Source organism: Priestia endophytica, assembly GCF_026790145.1.
Taxonomy (GTDB): domain Bacteria; phylum Bacillota; class Bacilli; order Bacillales; family Bacillaceae_H; genus Bacillus_I; species Bacillus_I endophytica_A.
This window is the reverse complement of record NZ_JALAMS010000001.1, coordinates 411,152-427,501: the sequence shown is the minus strand read 5'-3', so window position 1 is coordinate 427,501 and position 16,350 is coordinate 411,152. Positions and strand designations below refer to the sequence as shown.

The following is a 16,350-nucleotide window of genomic DNA, read 5'->3' as shown; positions in this document are numbered from 1 at the left end:
ATATCGTTTTATGAAATCAATGGAAACGCTGTATTCTCTTTCTTCTAAGCCTAATATTCATTCTATAAGAAGAGAAGACGATTATGGATTGATTTAATAATAATTAAAACAATTACATTATACAAGCATATAGAAAGCAGTTTATATACAGCAGTTATTTCTAGAATATTGAGCATAACCAAACTGGAACTTACAGCACAGATAATACAAAGCAAACCATACGTATATAGCGAGTTTGTGCCATATACAACAGACATGCTATAAAGGAAGATTACGATGCCTATATAAATGGTGGCTAGAATCATTTGCTCCCTTTCTCCATCACTGAAAAAGCCTGTACTTAGCATATTTAAAGATGTGAAGACCGTGATTAACGAAAGGCCTATTCCACTGATCACAAAGGCCGCAAAGTAAAGAGTGAGAAAATCCCTCCATTTCGTATCATCTTCTCTGTTCATCAATTCGTACCATTTCTTCGCAATAAGAAAACCGATAAACATAAAAATGCCTGTATAAAATGTCTTCCACCAAAAATGTTCATATATGCCGAGTGATAAAAAGAGCGTTTCAATTCCCATAAACAAAAAGGACAAAAGAAAAACCCTAAAAATAGACCAATTATAAGCTACAACAATTAAAGCTGCTGTTGGATAAACAAACGTTTGGGAGACAAGAGAGCCCAGTATATTATCATAATAGTTGTTCTGAACAAAATGAGGCTTATATACGTAGCTATTTAAAATAACCATAATAAAAAAATCTAATAAGTGCGCTAATCCGCCAATAAATAAGAATAAGAGTAACAGCCTCTTGTTCGATTTTCTCCACAGGATAAAAACAGTCAAAAGTAAACTTAAAACAAGAAGAATAAAAAAAGGCAATGACTGCGACAAACTCCCCCCTCCTTTCCGATACTTTTTAGCATGTATCAACGCCTAAAAGATATACGAAAAAGAGCGCTAAAGAAGATCTTTAGCGCTCTTTTTGGAGAAGCAATGAATTATTCAATACCTTTTAGAAGATTTGCCATTTCAATAGCTGAAATTGCTGCGTCCCATCCTTTGTTTCCTGCTTTTGTTCCTGCACGCTCAACGGCTTGTTCAATTGTTTCCGTTGTTAAAACTCCAAATATAACTGGAACGCCTGTTTCAAGACTTTGAGCAGATACTCCTTTAGCTACTTCATTGCATACATAATCAAAGTGTGGTGTTGATCCACGGATTACAGTACCAAGAGTAATAACCGCATCATATTTCTTAGATGCTGCTAATTTTTTTGCCACAAGCGGAATTTCAAATGCGCCTGGTACCCAAGCAATATCAATATCATCAGGGTCCACTCCATGACGTTTCAATCCATCTTCTGCTCCACCTAGAAGTTTGCCTGTAATAAACTCATTAAAACGCCCTACAACGATTCCTACTTTTAATCCTGTTCCTACTAAATGTCCTTCAAATGTTTTTGCCATTTCTTTTCTCCTCTTTCCTTTTAAAAGTGTAGTAAATGTCCTAATTTCTCAACTTTTGTATGAAGATAGTGCTCATTGTCTTTTAAGACAGGCATTTCAAGCGGGACACGCTCGACAACGTCTAAACCATATCCTTTTAACCCAGCAATTTTTCTTGGGTTATTTGTTAAAAGTTGCATTTTTTCAATTCCTAAATCACGAAGAATTTGAGCTCCTAATCCATATTCACGCAAGTCCGCTCCGAAACCTAGTTTTTCATTTGCTTCAACTGTGTCATATCCCTCTTCTTGAAGCTTGTACGCTTTTAGTTTATTTAAGAGTCCAATGCCACGTCCTTCTTGACGCATATAAAGTAGAACACCTTTTCCTGATTTCTCAATTTGAGAAAGAGCTGTATGGAGCTGCGGCCCACAATCGCAGCGATGTGAACCAAACACATCTCCTGTCAAACATTCAGAGTGAACCCGAACAAGCGGGACATCTCCTTTATTTATATCTCCTTTTACAAGAGCGATATGTTCACGATCGTCCACAGAATTAGAATACCCAAATACCTTAAAGTGACCAAATGACGTTGGAAGTTCAATTTGCACTTCTCGTTTCACAAGCTTATCATGCTTACGACGGTATGCAATTAGTTCCTTGATTGTAATAAGCTTTACATCCAGCTTTTTCGCAAGCTCTATTAAGTCAGGGACACGCGCCATTGTGCCATCTTCCTTCATTACTTCACAAATTACAGCTACTTCTTGAGATCCGCAAAGCTTTGCCAAATCAACAGCAGCCTCAGTATGACCTGCTCTGCGAAGAACGCCTCCCTCTTTAGCAATTAGAGGGAAAACATGACCAGGTCGACGAAAATCAGCTGGCTTAGCCTTTTTATCTAAGAGAGCTTGAATTGTTTCAGAGCGTTCAAAAGCACTAATACCTGTTGTTGTTGTTTTATGATCAATGCTGACTGTAAATGCTGTTCCATGGGCATCTGTATTTTGAGAAACCATTGGTGAAAGCTCAAGCTCTTCAGCACGCTTTTCTGACAGCGGTGTACAAATAAGTCCACGCCCATGCACAGCCATTAGATTAACATTTTCAGGTGTAGCATGCTCTCCTAGAACAATAAAGTCTCCTTCATTTTCCCGGTCCTCGTCATCACATACAATAACGACTTTTCCTTTTTTTAAATCTTCTAATGCTTCTTCAATTGTGTTAAACATTTTGACACCTCTTTTTTAAAATCCATGATTTTTCAGAAACTCATAGCTTAGCTTATCCTTTGGTTTTGCTTCTTCTTTATGAACAAACTTATGAAGATATTTCCCAATCATATCGCACTCAATATTGACGGTGTCCCCACGTTTTTTAGCTCCTAAAATCGTATAATCCGTCGTATGCGGAATAAGTGAAACAACTAGTTCATCCCGCTCAAGCCCAAAAATAGTTAAGCTTGTTCCATCGAGAGCAACAGAGCCTTTTAATAACAGGGAACGAGTTAGATTCTCTGAAAGATGAATACGGTAATAAATCGCATTGCCTTTTGGCGTTACTTCAATAATTTCTCCCGTACCATCAATATGACCTGAAACAAAATGTCCTCCAAATCGCCCGTTCGCTGCCATTGCTCTTTCCAAATTCACTTTTACTCCTTGCTTGAAGTCCTTTAAGTTTGTTGCTTTAATCGTTTCTGGCATAACATCGACAGTAAATCGATCTTTTGTAAAGCTTGTGACAGTTAAACAAACTCCATTTACTGAAATGCTGTCACCAAGATTTACATCTTTTAAAATTTCATTTGCTCGAATTGAAAAAATAATGGCATCTGTCTTTTTTTCAACTCGTTCGATTTCTCCTATTTCTTCTATAATCCCTGTGAACATATTATTTCCCTTTCTTTCTAGAGACAATTTTGAGGTCTTCACCTAATACACTTGTTTCTATAATCTCAAGATGCTGCGTTTCAGCCATTGTAGAAAAACCAGCTCCACCAAATGCACTTGGAGCATCTTTCCCACCTATTAAAATAGGAGCAACGTAGGAAACTACTTCATCAAAAAGTCTGCTCTGTAAAAAAGCTCCATGAACAGTTGCTCCTCCCTCAACTAACAGGGACTGAACTCCTTTTGCTGCTAAAAGTTCTAAAATATGCTCTATATTTTGAGGCTGCTCAAGTGAAAAAATAGAAACATGCTCTTTAGCAAAAGGAGCTTTCTTCTCTTCTCCAACATTTCCTGTAATAACCCACGTTTCAGCAGAATCATCTTGAAAAATCTTAGCCTCAGGTGAAATTTTAAGGGTTGTGTCTAGCACAATACGGATTGGGTGACGCGCATGCCCCATAATTCTTGTTGTTAACAATGGATTATCAGCTATCACTGTATTTGCTCCAACTAGAATTCCGTCATGAGAATGTCGAAGACGATGACCATCAAGCCTTGCTTGTTCACCAGTAATCCACTTGCTTTCTCCAGTTTTTGTGGCAATTTTACCATCCAAACTCATGGCAGCCTTTAATGTCACAAAGGGACGCTTTTCTCTCATAAAATGGAGAAAAAAAGGATTAAGTGCTTTGGCCTCTTTTTCAAGAACGCCGACTTTCACTTCGATGCCCGCCTTTTTCATCATTTCCATCCCTCTTCCACTTACAAGCGGATTTGAATCAAGAGATGCAACAACAGCTCGCTTAATGCCTTTTTGGATAATAAGCTCTGCACATGGAGGTGTTTTCCCATAATGGCTACAAGGTTCAAGAGTGACATAAATTGTCGCCCCATAAGCTTTGTTTCCTGCCATATTTAAAGCATGAACTTCAGCATGTGGTTCACCTGCTTTTAAATGTGCACCCATTCCAACGATTGCTCCATCTTTTACAACAACAGCTCCAACTGCTGGATTCGGTTTAGTTTGTCCTATTGTCGCACTTGCCATTTGTATAGCAAGTTTCATATATGCTTGATCGTTCACTTTTCCCCCTCCATTACGAACCCCTTTATACGTAAAAACCCCTTTAGGATTGGGTCCTAAAGGGGTAGAGATGCTGAATCAGTATATTGACAAAATGAAAATAAGCGAAAACAAGCTATCATATGTATGCTTAAAAAACGTTATGCACGCTTAAAAAACACAAACTGATAGTGTCGCACCTGATCCTTCTCCCATCCAGACTTTAACTGTCGGCTCAAGATTCAAACTTGATCAACCGCATATCAGTAAAGACATGCGGGTCGCGGGCTTAGAATATAATTATTATTCACCACCGCCGGTTAGGATTTTCACCTGACCCCGAAGGATAACTATGAAATTTGACTTTATTATAGCAGAGGTTCTCACAAAAGTCATAACTTTTTGCTTCTTTTCTCGTACTTTCTAATTTTTCCCCTTTTAAATCCGAACATTCTTCCTAAAATAAAGTTTAATATCCAAATTTCTCCCTTCAGCTTTTTTAGAGTATGTTTCTCCTTAAAAAAAGATAATTTTTAAAAAAGGGTTTAAAATGTTCAGAAATTATTGTATAATTTCAAAAATCAGATACACTTTCCAAAGAAAAGTAAAATTTATTATTAGTATATTTAAAAACTATCCAAATTCATACGTATATAAATATTTCTTATCACGAGAAGTGGAGGGACTGGCCCTATGAAACTTCAGCAACCAGTTACGTTTGTAACAAGGTGCTAAATCCAGTAAGCATATTTGCTTAGAAGATAAGAAGACAACTACAAGTCTTCTTTTCATAAAGAAGGCTTTTTTTATTAGGAAAGTGATGTTCACTAAAAGGGGGAGATGAAAATGGGTTTACTTGAGGATTTACAGTCAAAAATTCTAATTGGGGATGGGGCAATGGGAACACTGCTTCACGCTCACGGAATTGATAACTGTTTTGAAGAACTAAACATTACAAAGCCGGAAGATATTTTTAATATTCATAAAGCATATCAAAAAGCAGGTGCTTCTGTTATTCAAACAAATACATATGGAGCAAATTTCCCGAAGCTTAAAAGATATGGAGCGGAAGAAAAAGTAAAGGACATCAACGTTGAAGGAGTTCGTCTTGCTAAAAAAGCAGTTGGAGATTCTGGCTACGTTCTAGGTACAATTGGCGGAATTCGATCGTTCCAAAAAAGTATTATTTCTCTTGAAGAAATTAAAAGAAGCTTTAGAGAACAGCTTTTTTGGCTTTTGTCTGAGGATGTTGACGGACTTCTTTTTGAAACATTTTATGACTTGGAAGAGCTGAAGACCGTTTTAGAAATCGCGCGCCGTGAGACAGATAAACCTATTGTGACAAATGTCTCTCTCCATGAAAAAGGAGTTCTTCAAGACGGAACCCCTATTGTGAAAGCTTTAAAAATATTAGAAGAACTTGGAGCAGATGTTGTAGGTACAAACTGTCGTCAAGGTCCTTATCATATGCTTGAAATTTTAGAGGAAGTTCCTCTTTTAGATAAAAGTTTTCTATCAGCATATCCAAATGCTAGTTTACCTCAATATGTTGATGGTCGTCTTATTTATGAAACAGACCCAGACTATTTCTACAAAACAGCGCTTGCGTTTAAAGACCAAGGAGTTCGATTACTTGGAGGATGCTGTGGAACAACGCCTTCGCATATTGAAGCAATGGCAAAAGCGCTCACAAATGCTGTACCAATTACAGAAAAAACGGTAAAGGAAACTCCACCAATTGAGATTCTTAGTCAAGAGATTCAGGCACAACCCCATCTTCATGAAATTGTACAAGAAAATCACTCCATTATTGTTGAACTTGATCCACCTAAAAAACTTGGAGTTGATAAGTTTCTAAAGGGAGCTCATGCTCTTCAAGCAGCTGGAATTGATGCATTAACACTTGCAGATAACTCTCTAGCAAGTCCACGTATTAGTAACCTAGCGATGGCTTCACTTTTAAAAGATCAGTTAAAAACGCGCCCGCTTATTCATTTAACGTGTCGAGACCATAACTTGATTGGTCTTCAGTCACACTTAATGGGCATGCATACACTAGGATTCAATCAGGTTCTCGCTCTAACAGGCGATCCATCAAAGATTGGGGATTTCCCTGGTGCTACATCAGTATATGATCTCTCTTCTTTTGACTTGATTCGCCTTATTAAACAGTTCAATGAGGGAGTTTCATTTTCAGGTAAGCCTCTTGGCCAAAAAACAAACTTTTCAATTGCAGGAGCTTTCAATCCTAATGTCCGCCACCTTGACAGAGCCGTGCAACGCCTTGAGAAAAAAGTTGATTGTGGAGCAGATTACTTTATCTCTCAGCCTATTTATTCAATCGAGCAGCTTGAAGATGTCTATGAAGCAACTAAAAATTTAAAAGCTCCTATCTATATCGGTATTATGCCGCTTACAGGTGCTAAAAATGCTCGCTTCTTACATCATGAAGTGCCTGGCATTAAACTATCAGAAAATATTCTAACTCGTATGGAGAAAATTGAACACGATAAAGAACAAAGTGCTAAAGAAGGAATTCTACTTGCAAAAGAGCTCATTGATAGAGCATATGAGCTTTTTAACGGCTTGTATTTAATTACTCCGTTTATGCGCTATGAGATGACAGTTGAGCTCGCTAACTATATTAAAGCAAAAGAACTTGTTTCAATAGAAAGGAAGATTTAAATGGCTTTCACGAACATCACAGAACAATTACAGAAACGCATTCTAATTGTTGATGGCGCAATGGGAACAATGATTCAAAATGCCAACTTAACAGCAGATGATTTTGGTGGCGAAGAATATGAAGGATGTAATGAGTATTTATCTAAAACAAAACCAGAACTCATTCAATCTATTCATGAGCAATATTTAGAAGCTGGAGCAGACATTATTGAAACAAATACGTTTGGGGGAACAGCCCTTGTTCTAGATGAATATGATCTTGGCTCGCTTGCTTTTGAGCTTAATGTTGCTTCAGCAAAACTTGCGCGCGCTGCTTGTGATAAATATTCATCCCCTGACTGGCCCCGCTATGTTGCAGGTGCAATGGGGCCTACAACAAAAACCCTTTCTGTAACAGGCGGAACAACGTTTGATGCTCTTATTGAAGATTATTTTGAACAAGCGAAAGGTCTTCTAACAGGTGGCGTTGACCTACTTTTACTTGAAACATGTCAAGATATGCTGAATGTAAAAGCAGGGTTCCTCGGCATTCAGAAAGCTTTTGAACATTTTAATAAAGAAGTGCCACTTATGGTATCAGGTACGATTGAACCAATGGGCACAACGCTTGCTGGGCAAGATATTGAATCTTTCTACCTTTCGCTTGAGCATATGAAACCTATTTCTGTTGGATTAAACTGTGCAACAGGTCCTGAGTTTATGACAGATCATATTCGCTCTCTATCAGGGCTTGCTACAACCGCAGTAAGCTGTTATCCAAATGCAGGACTTCCTGATGAAGAAGGACAATATCATGAATCTCCTGAACTTTTAGCTAAAAAAATCGGTGGTTTTGCTGAAAAAGGTTGGTTAAACCTTGTTGGAGGATGCTGTGGAACAACTCCTGCTCATATTAAAGCTCTTCGGGAAACTGTTGAACAGATGCCTCCTCGTCCTCTCCCTGAAAAAGACCACGCTCATGCTGTGTCAGGAATTGAATCTTTTGTGTACGAAGACACGATGAGACCTCTTTTTGTTGGGGAACGAACAAACGTAATTGGCTCTCGCAAATTCAAACGCCTTATTGCTGAAGGAAAATTTGAAGAAGCTTCTGAAGTTGCTCGTGCTCAAGTTAAAAATGGCGCTCATGTCATTGACATTTGCTTGGCAGATCCTGATCGTGATGAAATGGAAGACATGGAAACTTTTATTCAAGAAGTTGTGAAAAAAGTAAAAGTCCCTCTTGTGATTGACTCAACAGATGAAGCAGTCATTGAACGTGCGCTAAAATATTCTCAAGGTAAAGCAATTATTAACTCCATCAATTTAGAGGATGGGGAAGAACGCTTTGAAGCAATCACCCCCCTTCTTCATAAATATGGAGGAGCAATTGTTGTCGGGACAATTGATGAAGTTGGAATGGGCGTAACAGCACAGCGCAAGCTTGAAATTGCTAAGCGATCTTACGAGTTACTCACAACAAAGTATGGCATTAAACCTGATGATATTATTTTTGATCCACTCGTCTTCCCTGTTGGAACAGGTGATGAACAATATATTGGTTCAGCAGAAGCAACAGTAGAAGGAATTCGACTCATTAAGCAGCATTTTCCACGCTGTCTTACAATGCTTGGTGTTAGTAACGTTTCGTTTGGTTTACCGCCTGTTGGACGTGAAATTCTAAATGCTGTCTTTCTCTATCATTGCACACAGGCAGGACTTGACTATGCAATTGTAAATACAGAAAAACTAGAGCGCTTCGCCTCTATCCCAGAAGAGGAAATCAAGTTAGCAGATGATCTTCTTTTCAAAACAAATGACGAAACCCTTCAAACGTTTACTGAATTTTACCGCGGCAAGAAAAAAGAGAAAAAAGTTGATGCTAGTACATTAACGCTTGAAGAGCGCCTTGCAAGTTACGTTATTGAAGGAACAAAAGAAGGACTAATTCCAGATCTTGATCAAGCTTTACAAAAGTTTGATGATCCGCTCGATATTATTAATGGACCACTTATGGACGGCATGAGCGAAGTTGGACGTCTTTTCAATTTAAATCAGCTTATTGTAGCAGAAGTTCTGCAAAGTGCAGAAGTTATGAAAGCTTCTGTTGCTCATCTTGAGCCATATATGGAAAAGAAAGAAGATGATACAGGAAAAGGAAAAGTCATCTTAGCTACTGTAAAAGGTGATGTGCACGATATCGGAAAAAACTTAGTGGATATTATTTTAAGCAATAACGGTTTTCGCGTAGTAGACCTAGGTATTAAAGTCACTCCGCAAGACTTAATTAAGGCAATCAACGATGAAAAGCCAGATATCGTTGGATTATCAGGACTTCTTGTAAAATCGGCTCAACAAATGGTGATCACAGCTCAAGACTTGACCCAAGCTAAAATTTCGGTTCCGATTTTAGTTGGAGGAGCTGCCCTTTCTCGTCGATTTACGGATCAAAAGATTTCTGCGGAATATAACGGGCTTGTGTTATATGCAAAAGATGCAATGGAAGGATTGTCTCTTGCAAATTCACTGCGCGATGAGGAAAAAATGGGTGAAATGATTGAAGAGCGTAGACAAAAAGAGAGTTCTGTTGCTGTTTTAGAAAAACCTGCTACAGCTGTTAAGACAGAAATCGTTGTTCCAAAACGTTCAAATGTCTCAACAGATGCTCCTGTTTATATACCAAATGATTTAAAAAAGCATGTTATTAAAAACTACAGCCTTGCAATGGTCGAGCCGTATATTAACTTGCAAATGCTCCTCGGTCATCACCTTGGAGTAAAGGGAAAAATTTCTCGCCTTCTTGCTGAAAAAGATGAAAAAGTAGTTGGAATGAAAGAAATGATCGATGATTTAATGACTCTTTCTAAACAAGAAAACCTTATTAAACCATCTGCCACATATCAATTCTTTCCTGCTCAAGCTGATGGAGATGATGTTGTTATTTATGATTCTGATGAAAAAACAGAGATTGAGCGTTTTACGTTTCCTCGTCAGCAAAAAGAACCGTTCCTTTGTTTAGCAGATTACTTAAAACCAAAAGAATCTGGCATTATGGATTATGTATGCATGTTTGCTGTAACGGCTGGGAAAGGTGTAAGAGAGCTTTCAAAAACGTTTAAAGATAACGGAGATTTCTTAAAAAGCCACGCCCTTCAAGCTCTTGCTCTTGAAACAGCTGAGGGCCTTGCAGAACGTATGCACCAACAAATTCGTGATCAATGGGGCTTCCCAGATTCTCCTGACTTTACAATGCAGGAACGTTTCACAGCTAAATACCAAGGTCAACGCTTTTCATTTGGCTATCCTGCATGTCCAAATCTAGAAGATCAAGAAAAGCTTTTTAAATTGCTACAACCAGAAGAGATTGGAATTCAATTGACAGACGGATTTATGATGGAGCCTGAAGCATCTGTAACAGCGCTCGTTTTCTCTCATCCACAAGCACGCTACTTTAACGTATTATAATAAAAAGAGCTAAGCATAATTGCTTAGCTCTTTTTATGTGCATCCTAAAATAAACATTGCTACAATATAGACAACAAAACCTATTGGTTGGAAAAGGAGAGACACAATAGATTGATTAAGCTACTTGTAAGTGATTTAGATGGAACACTATTAAGCGCCGAGAAAAAAGTAACGCCTGCTGATTTAAAGGCAATTAAGGACTTAAAAGAAAGCGGAGTTGATATTTGCCTTGCGTCTGGTCGAATGGATAATGAAATGGCTAAGGTGGCTCTTATGCTTCAAGGTGATTTTCATCAAATAAGTCAAAATGGAGCCTATGTTATAACACGCGAGCGTGAAACACTTTATGAAAAAGTATTTTCCGAAGAAATTGCGAGGAACGTTTATAATACAGTTAAAAATCCTGAAACAATTACGCTCGTTTGCTCAAATCATACAAATTTTGTTGAACAAGATCATGAAGCGCTAGCGGAGATTCAAAAATTTCTCTTCTTCCCTATTGAGAAAGAACCGAACATGAGCCGTGAGTTTGGTCAATCACTTTTCCCTTCTAAAATTTCTGTCATTAGCTTTCCTGACGAGATTTTTGCTATTGAAAAAGCCATCATTGAGCAGTTTTCCAATGAAGTTGATTGCTACGTCTCAGCTCCAGGATGTTTAGATATTATGCCTAAGAACATTAGTAAAGGACATTCATTACGCATTCTTCTCTCTCACTTAAATTTAAAAGAAGAAGAAATTGCCTGTGTTGGTGACTCTTTTAATGATATTCCGATGTTTAACATCACTCCGCATAGTTTTGCGATGAAAGGCGGAGAACCTGAGGTTCAAAAACTCACTACTCATGTCGTTTCTTCTGTAAAAGATGTTGCTCAATACATCTTAGACTATAATGCAAAAACAAGCGTAAAATAAGCAAAAAAGACGTGTTTTGAACACGTCTTTTTTTACTGTACTTTTACATCCCTTTGCTTTACCATCATTGTATTATAAGCCATTCGTGTTTTCGAAACAGTTGCTTTTAAAGATGTTGGCGGATCTGCATCTTCCCTTAACTGCGTGTTCGTCAAATCAACAACAACTCTTGCGAGAAGTTCTACTACTTCCTGCAAATCTTGCTGACGATAAGCAGTTTGATCTTGTAAACGGCAGTGTAAAATCTCGTATGCAAGCTCTCGTATACGAATTAATTTTACTCTTTCTTCCACAGTGCTTCACTCCTTCCAACTTTGAACTGCTCTGCTATTGTTCATATTCCACAGTATTGATTGATATCCTTTTACTATTTTATATTATTCCTATTTTTCTTAAAACATACCAATTAATACCTATAAGAAGAAAAGCCCAAGTGAAATGACTGCTCCACTTACAAGAAGAATAAATACGCAAAATCCCATAATATCTCTTGCCTTCAAACCAGCGATAGCTAAGGCAGGAAGAGCCCAAAATGGTTGGATCATATTTGTCCACGCATCTCCCCAAGCAACAGACATCGCTGTCTTCGGAAGTGAGACACCCAAGTTTTCGGCTGCTTCTAGCATAATTGGAGCTTGTATGGCCCATTGCCCTCCACCTGATGGAATAAACAAATTCACAAGCCCGGCACTCCAGAATGTTAAAACAAAAAAAGTAGATTCAGTTGAAATCGACACAAATGCTTCTGAAACAGCTGTCGCTAACCCAGATGACTGCATAACTCCCATTAATCCTGCATAAAAAGGAAATTGAACAATAATTCCGCCGGTTCCTTTCACAGCCTCTGTAACCGCATTCAAAAACTTTTTTGGTGTTCCATGAAAAAGGATACCAAGAAAGAGAAAGAGAAAATTCACAATATCTAAATTAAGTTCAAGACCATTTTCACCTACATATATTCCTAAAAAAACAAGTCCTGTCCCACCTATTATTAAAGAGATGAATCGGCTATTTTCAAGCTTAGTTGCTGATGTCTGTTCTTCGATTGAAGCCGCTTCAAAAGAAGCTCGTTCTTCTAAAAGTTTTGGATCAATTGTAATAGTGTCTTTTCGAGAAGGCATTAGGAAGCGATTTGTAGCAGGAATGATTATAAATAATGCAATGACGATAGCTAAATTATACGTAGAAAAAATGGTATCACTTGTTGAAACGATCCCTATTAATTCTTCTGAAAAATGACCTGGGGTTGAAATTGTTAAAGGAATGGATCCAGATAACCCTCCATGCCAAATCACAAATCCACTATAGGCACTTGCAATAAGAAGACGATAATCAACATTTTCTATCTTTTTAGCAACTTCTTTGGCAAACAGAGCGCCAATAACAAGCCCAAATCCCCAGTTAATAAAACTTGCAAGCATTGATATAAACGTAACTAAAATGATAGCTTTACCAGGAGTTTTTGGAATACTTGCAAGAGCGCCTAACCAAACTTTAAAAAGGTGACTGCTTGCTAGTACATGTCCTGTCAATAAAACAAGAACCATTTGCATTGTAAACGACAAAAGTCCCCAAAATCCTTCACCCCAATAATTAAAAAGTTGCGTAGCTGTTGTTGGAGTGAAAATAATAGCACATCCAAAGACAAGAAAAGTAAGTAGAAAAACAAAAATTAAAGAATCTGGTAAGTATCTCTGCATAAGCCTGTTTGATAAAGAAACAAGCACCCTCATTTTTCTCCCTCCCTATAAATAGTATTTTCATTTTCTGCCCCGAGATAAAGAAAACTTGTGGTACAAAGCAAAACGGCTCCAAAAGAAAGTAAACTGAAAGGAATGGCATATTCAATAATTTGAAGATTAAAAGTCAAAAAAGTAGACCATACTGCGCCACAAGCTAACATTATGCTATAGATAAAGATTAGATACTTTTTCACTTCCAAGCCCTCCCCTTTCTAAATCCCGATCTTTTCGAAACTTACGATATGTATCTTTTTTCCACATACATTTATAAATACCTTTTATAAATGTATTAAAAATAAAAAGCAGCTTTCAAAAGCTGCTTTTCATCTTAGTAATATGGATAATACGGATAAGGATATGGCGGGTAATAGTATGGACGACCTATAAGTGTGCTTCCTAAAACTCCCCCAAGTACTCCTCCAATAAAAGGGACTCCAAATCCATAGCCAAATCCATAACCAAAAGGACGGCCAAATGGTCGGCGGCCATATGGACGACGAACATCATGTGGTGAAATGTGATGATACATCATTATTTCCTCCCTTAAAAAACTGATTACACTTCAACATATGACAAATGTACATATTTGCGTAGGCATTTACCCTAAGCGAAGGGATTTTTCTTTAGAAGTTATTGAACAAAAGCAGAGAGCATACGCTTTTATTTTAAGAATTTTCTGGTAAAATAAAACTATAATGGGTTTAAGGAAATAGTTTTAAATGCTTTGCACTATGCGCAGAAATATAAAATGATAGCGCTACCAAAAATATAGGGGGGCATAACAATGGTAGAAAATAAAGTTGTTTATATTACAGGAGCAGCACAGGGAATTGGCTTTCAGATGGCTGAACATTTCGCAAAAAACGGAAGTAAAGTAGCATTAACAGATATTAACGAAGACGGAGTCAAAAATGCAGCTGCTTCCTTACAAGAAAAAGGATTAGAAGCAATTGGATTAAAGTGTGATGTTACAAAAGAAACAGACATTCAAAACACAATAAATGAAACAGTTAGACATTTTGGATCCCTTGACGTGCTTATTAATAATGCAGGTATGCAATATGTTTCTCCTCTTGAAGATTTTCCAACAGAGCGGTTTGAACTTCTTATTAAAATTATGCTAACGGCACCATTTATAGCTATTAAACATGCGTTGCCTATTATTAAAAAACAAAAAAACGGCCGTATCATTAATATGGCTTCTATTAATGGCGTTATCGGATTTTCTGGGAAATCTGCTTACAATAGTGCAAAACATGGAGTTATTGGTCTTACAAAAGTAGCTGCACTCGAAGGAGCTGAACATGGGGTGACGGTAAATGCTCTCTGCCCTGGATATGTTGATACTCCACTCGTGCGTAATCAGCTTAAAGATCTCGCCTCCACGCGTAATGTTGCACTTGAACAAGTACTTGAACAAGTTATTTACCCACTCGTTCCACAGAAACGATTGCTCTCTGTAGAAGAAATTGCAGACTATGCTCTCTTTTTAACAAGTGAAAAAGCAAAAGGAGTAACAGGGCAAGCTGTTCTGCTTGATGGCGGATATACGGCTCAATAAATAAAAAAACATAGTGAGACGTCTCACTGTGTTTTTTTATTTATTTCTACTTCTTACTTGACTTGATAAGTAATCAATAATTTCCTCTTGGAGAGCGCCTTTATCGTGAATTTTTTTCGTCCGTGTAAAAATGCCATCTCCTCCGTTGGCAAGAAATGAGGTTGTTGAAATAAGATAGCTTTCTTTTTCTTGAAGTGGAATACCTCCAACTTTCACATTCCTCACTCTTTTTCCTTTTGGATACTCTGGCTTAAAAGTGAAGGATAATCCTGATGCATGAAGAAAACCACCATGCTCTTTAGGATAGCGTGACACACCGTTCTCAAGGGCCTTCTTTATATCAGCCCCTTCTGCTTGAAACGTAACCATTCTATCTTCAAATGGGATAACGTTATAAATATCTCCTCGCGTCAGCACACCTTGAGGCCACCCATCTCTAATCGCTCCCCCATTAATGAAACCGATATCTGCACCTGTGCTCTGCTTTAAAATATCAGCTAAATAATAACCAAGTGGCGTTCCTCTTGTACGCAGCGTTTTTCGTTCTCCTTTAAAAGCTGAAGAAGAGTACCCCACTTTCTTATTAAAATGCTTTTCTACTTTCTTGTTGTACATTGATATAAGAGTATTTATCCCCTCATCTTTTTCAACCCAATGTTTCTTTTTTAAAAGTTCCCCATGTATAGACGAAAGAGTTTTTCCATTAAAAATCAACTCGACTTTCCCTAACGCTTTTCCATGTTCACATGCTTGCGCAATTGCAGCATACTGTCTTTTTTCAAGGTCTTCAAGGCAAGTATGACTATGTCCTCCAATAATAAGATCAATACCTTTTACATAATCCCCTATCTCTCGATCCTTTGTAATACCACTATGAGAAAGGAGGACAACAGCATCTGCCTTTTTTCTCACATCATTTACTATACGTTGTACAGTTTTTCTCTCATCTTTAAAAGCTAATCCTTTTGTATTACTAAAATTTGTAGCTGTCTTTGTTTCAGTTGATGTCACTCCAATAAAAGCAATCTTTTTGTTTTTTACAGACTTAATCATATATGGTTTAAAAATAGGTTCTCCTTTTTTTGTGATATTAGCATTTAAGATAGGGAAGTTCATCATGGTTTCTAACTTGCTCAGATGCATCCCATAATTAAAATCATGATTTCCAGGCGTCATTGCATCATATTTTAGCTTGTTCATGATCATAACAGCAGATTCACCTTTAAAGAAAGAAACAAAGTTCGTCCCATGCAAAACGTCTCCTGTATCAACTAGTAAAAGAGATGGATAAGAATCACGCATTGTTTTAATTAGATAAGCCATCTTCGCATAGCCGAGCTCACCATTTGCTCTTTCTACTATATGTCCGTGCATATCATTCGTATGTAAAATAACAATGCTGTCTTTTTCAGTTCCATAAGTGTCTTTACATCCTAGAAAAGATGTAAATAAAATTAGTGAAAAAAGACATTTTTTTAGCATAACTTCTTTCTCCCCCTCATAATGTTTGAGTACTATCGTGTTGTAAAAATGTGAGAATGTTTTAAAATATTAAAAACCATTATTGACATTGAATATGGTAAGCTTTATCATCATTT

At 37.4% G+C, this 16,350-nt stretch carries 14 protein-coding genes and 2 riboswitches; of the genes, 4 read left to right on the top strand and 10 right to left on the bottom strand.

Features of this window, described 5'->3' with window-relative positions; genetic code table 11:
- Window positions 1-62: 62 nt before the first annotated feature.
- From MOC86_RS02170 to ribD, 5 genes are all read right to left on the bottom strand, one after another.
- Window positions 63-893 (bottom strand): hypothetical protein, encoded by an 831-nt coding sequence (locus MOC86_RS02170; RefSeq protein ID WP_268582530.1) that lies wholly within the window; start codon window positions 891-893, stop codon window positions 63-65.
- Window positions 894-1,000: 107 nt separating this feature from the next.
- A complete protein-coding gene (gene ribE, locus MOC86_RS02165) occupies window positions 1,001-1,468 on the bottom strand; it encodes a 6,7-dimethyl-8-ribityllumazine synthase (protein WP_019392949.1) in 468 nt (155 codons plus the stop codon).
- Between the two features lie 20 nt (window positions 1,469-1,488).
- The gene (locus MOC86_RS02160; protein ID WP_268582529.1) at window positions 1,489-2,682 is read right to left on the bottom strand and encodes a bifunctional 3,4-dihydroxy-2-butanone-4-phosphate synthase/GTP cyclohydrolase II; all 1,194 of its coding nucleotides are present in this window, start codon (window positions 2,680-2,682) and stop codon (window positions 1,489-1,491) included.
- Between the two features lie 15 nt (window positions 2,683-2,697).
- A complete protein-coding gene (gene ribE, locus MOC86_RS02155) occupies window positions 2,698-3,342 on the bottom strand; it encodes a riboflavin synthase (protein WP_268582528.1) in 645 nt (214 codons plus the stop codon).
- Between the two features lies 1 nt (window position 3,343).
- Window positions 3,344-4,426 (bottom strand): bifunctional diaminohydroxyphosphoribosylaminopyrimidine deaminase/5-amino-6-(5-phosphoribosylamino)uracil reductase RibD, encoded by a 1,083-nt coding sequence (ribD, locus tag MOC86_RS02150; protein WP_268582527.1) that lies wholly within the window; start codon window positions 4,424-4,426, stop codon window positions 3,344-3,346.
- Window positions 4,427-4,605: 179 nt separating this feature from the next.
- Window positions 4,606-4,756, bottom strand: a riboswitch (FMN riboswitch).
- Window positions 4,757-5,066: 310 nt separating this feature from the next.
- Window positions 5,067-5,173: riboswitch (SAM riboswitch) on the top strand.
- A 78-nt stretch (window positions 5,174-5,251) separates the two neighbouring features.
- Here ribD and MOC86_RS02145 point away from each other — a divergent pair.
- The 3 genes from MOC86_RS02145 (at window position 5,252) to MOC86_RS02135 (ending at window position 11,449) form a co-directional block, all read left to right on the top strand.
- Window positions 5,252-7,090 carry a bifunctional homocysteine S-methyltransferase/methylenetetrahydrofolate reductase gene (locus MOC86_RS02145; protein WP_268582526.1) on the top strand — a complete coding sequence of 613 codons (1,839 nt, stop codon included), beginning with the start codon at window positions 5,252-5,254 and terminating at the stop codon, window positions 7,088-7,090.
- Entirely contained in the window at window positions 7,091-10,534 is a 3,444-nt protein-coding gene (gene metH / locus MOC86_RS02140) for a methionine synthase (RefSeq protein ID WP_268582525.1), read from the top strand.
- Between the two features lie 111 nt (window positions 10,535-10,645).
- Window positions 10,646-11,449, top strand: a complete 804-nt coding sequence (locus MOC86_RS02135; RefSeq protein WP_019392943.1) for a Cof-type HAD-IIB family hydrolase — start codon at window positions 10,646-10,648, stop codon at window positions 11,447-11,449.
- Between the two features lie 32 nt (window positions 11,450-11,481).
- On the opposite strand, the gene MOC86_RS02130 is transcribed toward MOC86_RS02135, so the two are convergent.
- The 4 genes from MOC86_RS02130 to MOC86_RS02115 all read right to left on the bottom strand — a co-directional run bounded on the left by MOC86_RS02130 (window position 11,482) and on the right by MOC86_RS02115 (window position 13,720).
- Window positions 11,482-11,742, bottom strand: coding sequence for a hypothetical protein (locus MOC86_RS02130; protein ID WP_019392942.1), 261 nt, complete (start codon window positions 11,740-11,742; stop codon window positions 11,482-11,484).
- A gap of 120 nt (window positions 11,743-11,862) precedes the next feature.
- Window positions 11,863-13,182, bottom strand: a complete 1,320-nt coding sequence (locus MOC86_RS02125) for a short-chain fatty acid transporter (RefSeq protein WP_268582524.1) — start codon at window positions 13,180-13,182, stop codon at window positions 11,863-11,865.
- The gene (locus tag MOC86_RS02120) at window positions 13,179-13,385 is read right to left on the bottom strand and encodes a hypothetical protein (RefSeq protein WP_243513894.1); all 207 of its coding nucleotides are present in this window, start codon (window positions 13,383-13,385) and stop codon (window positions 13,179-13,181) included. Before MOC86_RS02120 ends, MOC86_RS02125 begins: the two co-directional genes overlap by 4 nt.
- A 134-nt stretch (window positions 13,386-13,519) precedes the next feature.
- Window positions 13,520-13,720 (bottom strand): hypothetical protein, encoded by a 201-nt coding sequence (locus MOC86_RS02115; RefSeq protein WP_419146596.1) that lies wholly within the window; start codon window positions 13,718-13,720, stop codon window positions 13,520-13,522.
- A 255-nt stretch (window positions 13,721-13,975) separates the two neighbouring features.
- Here MOC86_RS02115 and MOC86_RS02110 point away from each other — a divergent pair, with 255 nt between their 5' ends.
- The gene (locus MOC86_RS02110) at window positions 13,976-14,752 is read left to right on the top strand and encodes a 3-hydroxybutyrate dehydrogenase (protein WP_268582522.1); all 777 of its coding nucleotides are present in this window, start codon (window positions 13,976-13,978) and stop codon (window positions 14,750-14,752) included.
- 36 nt (window positions 14,753-14,788) lie between these two features.
- Here MOC86_RS02110 and MOC86_RS02105 read toward each other — a convergent pair whose 3' ends face one another.
- Window positions 14,789-16,234 carry a bifunctional metallophosphatase/5'-nucleotidase gene (locus tag MOC86_RS02105; protein ID WP_268582521.1) on the bottom strand — a complete coding sequence of 482 codons (1,446 nt, stop codon included), beginning with the start codon at window positions 16,232-16,234 and terminating at the stop codon, window positions 14,789-14,791.
- Between the last annotated feature and the right edge of the window lie 116 nt (window positions 16,235-16,350).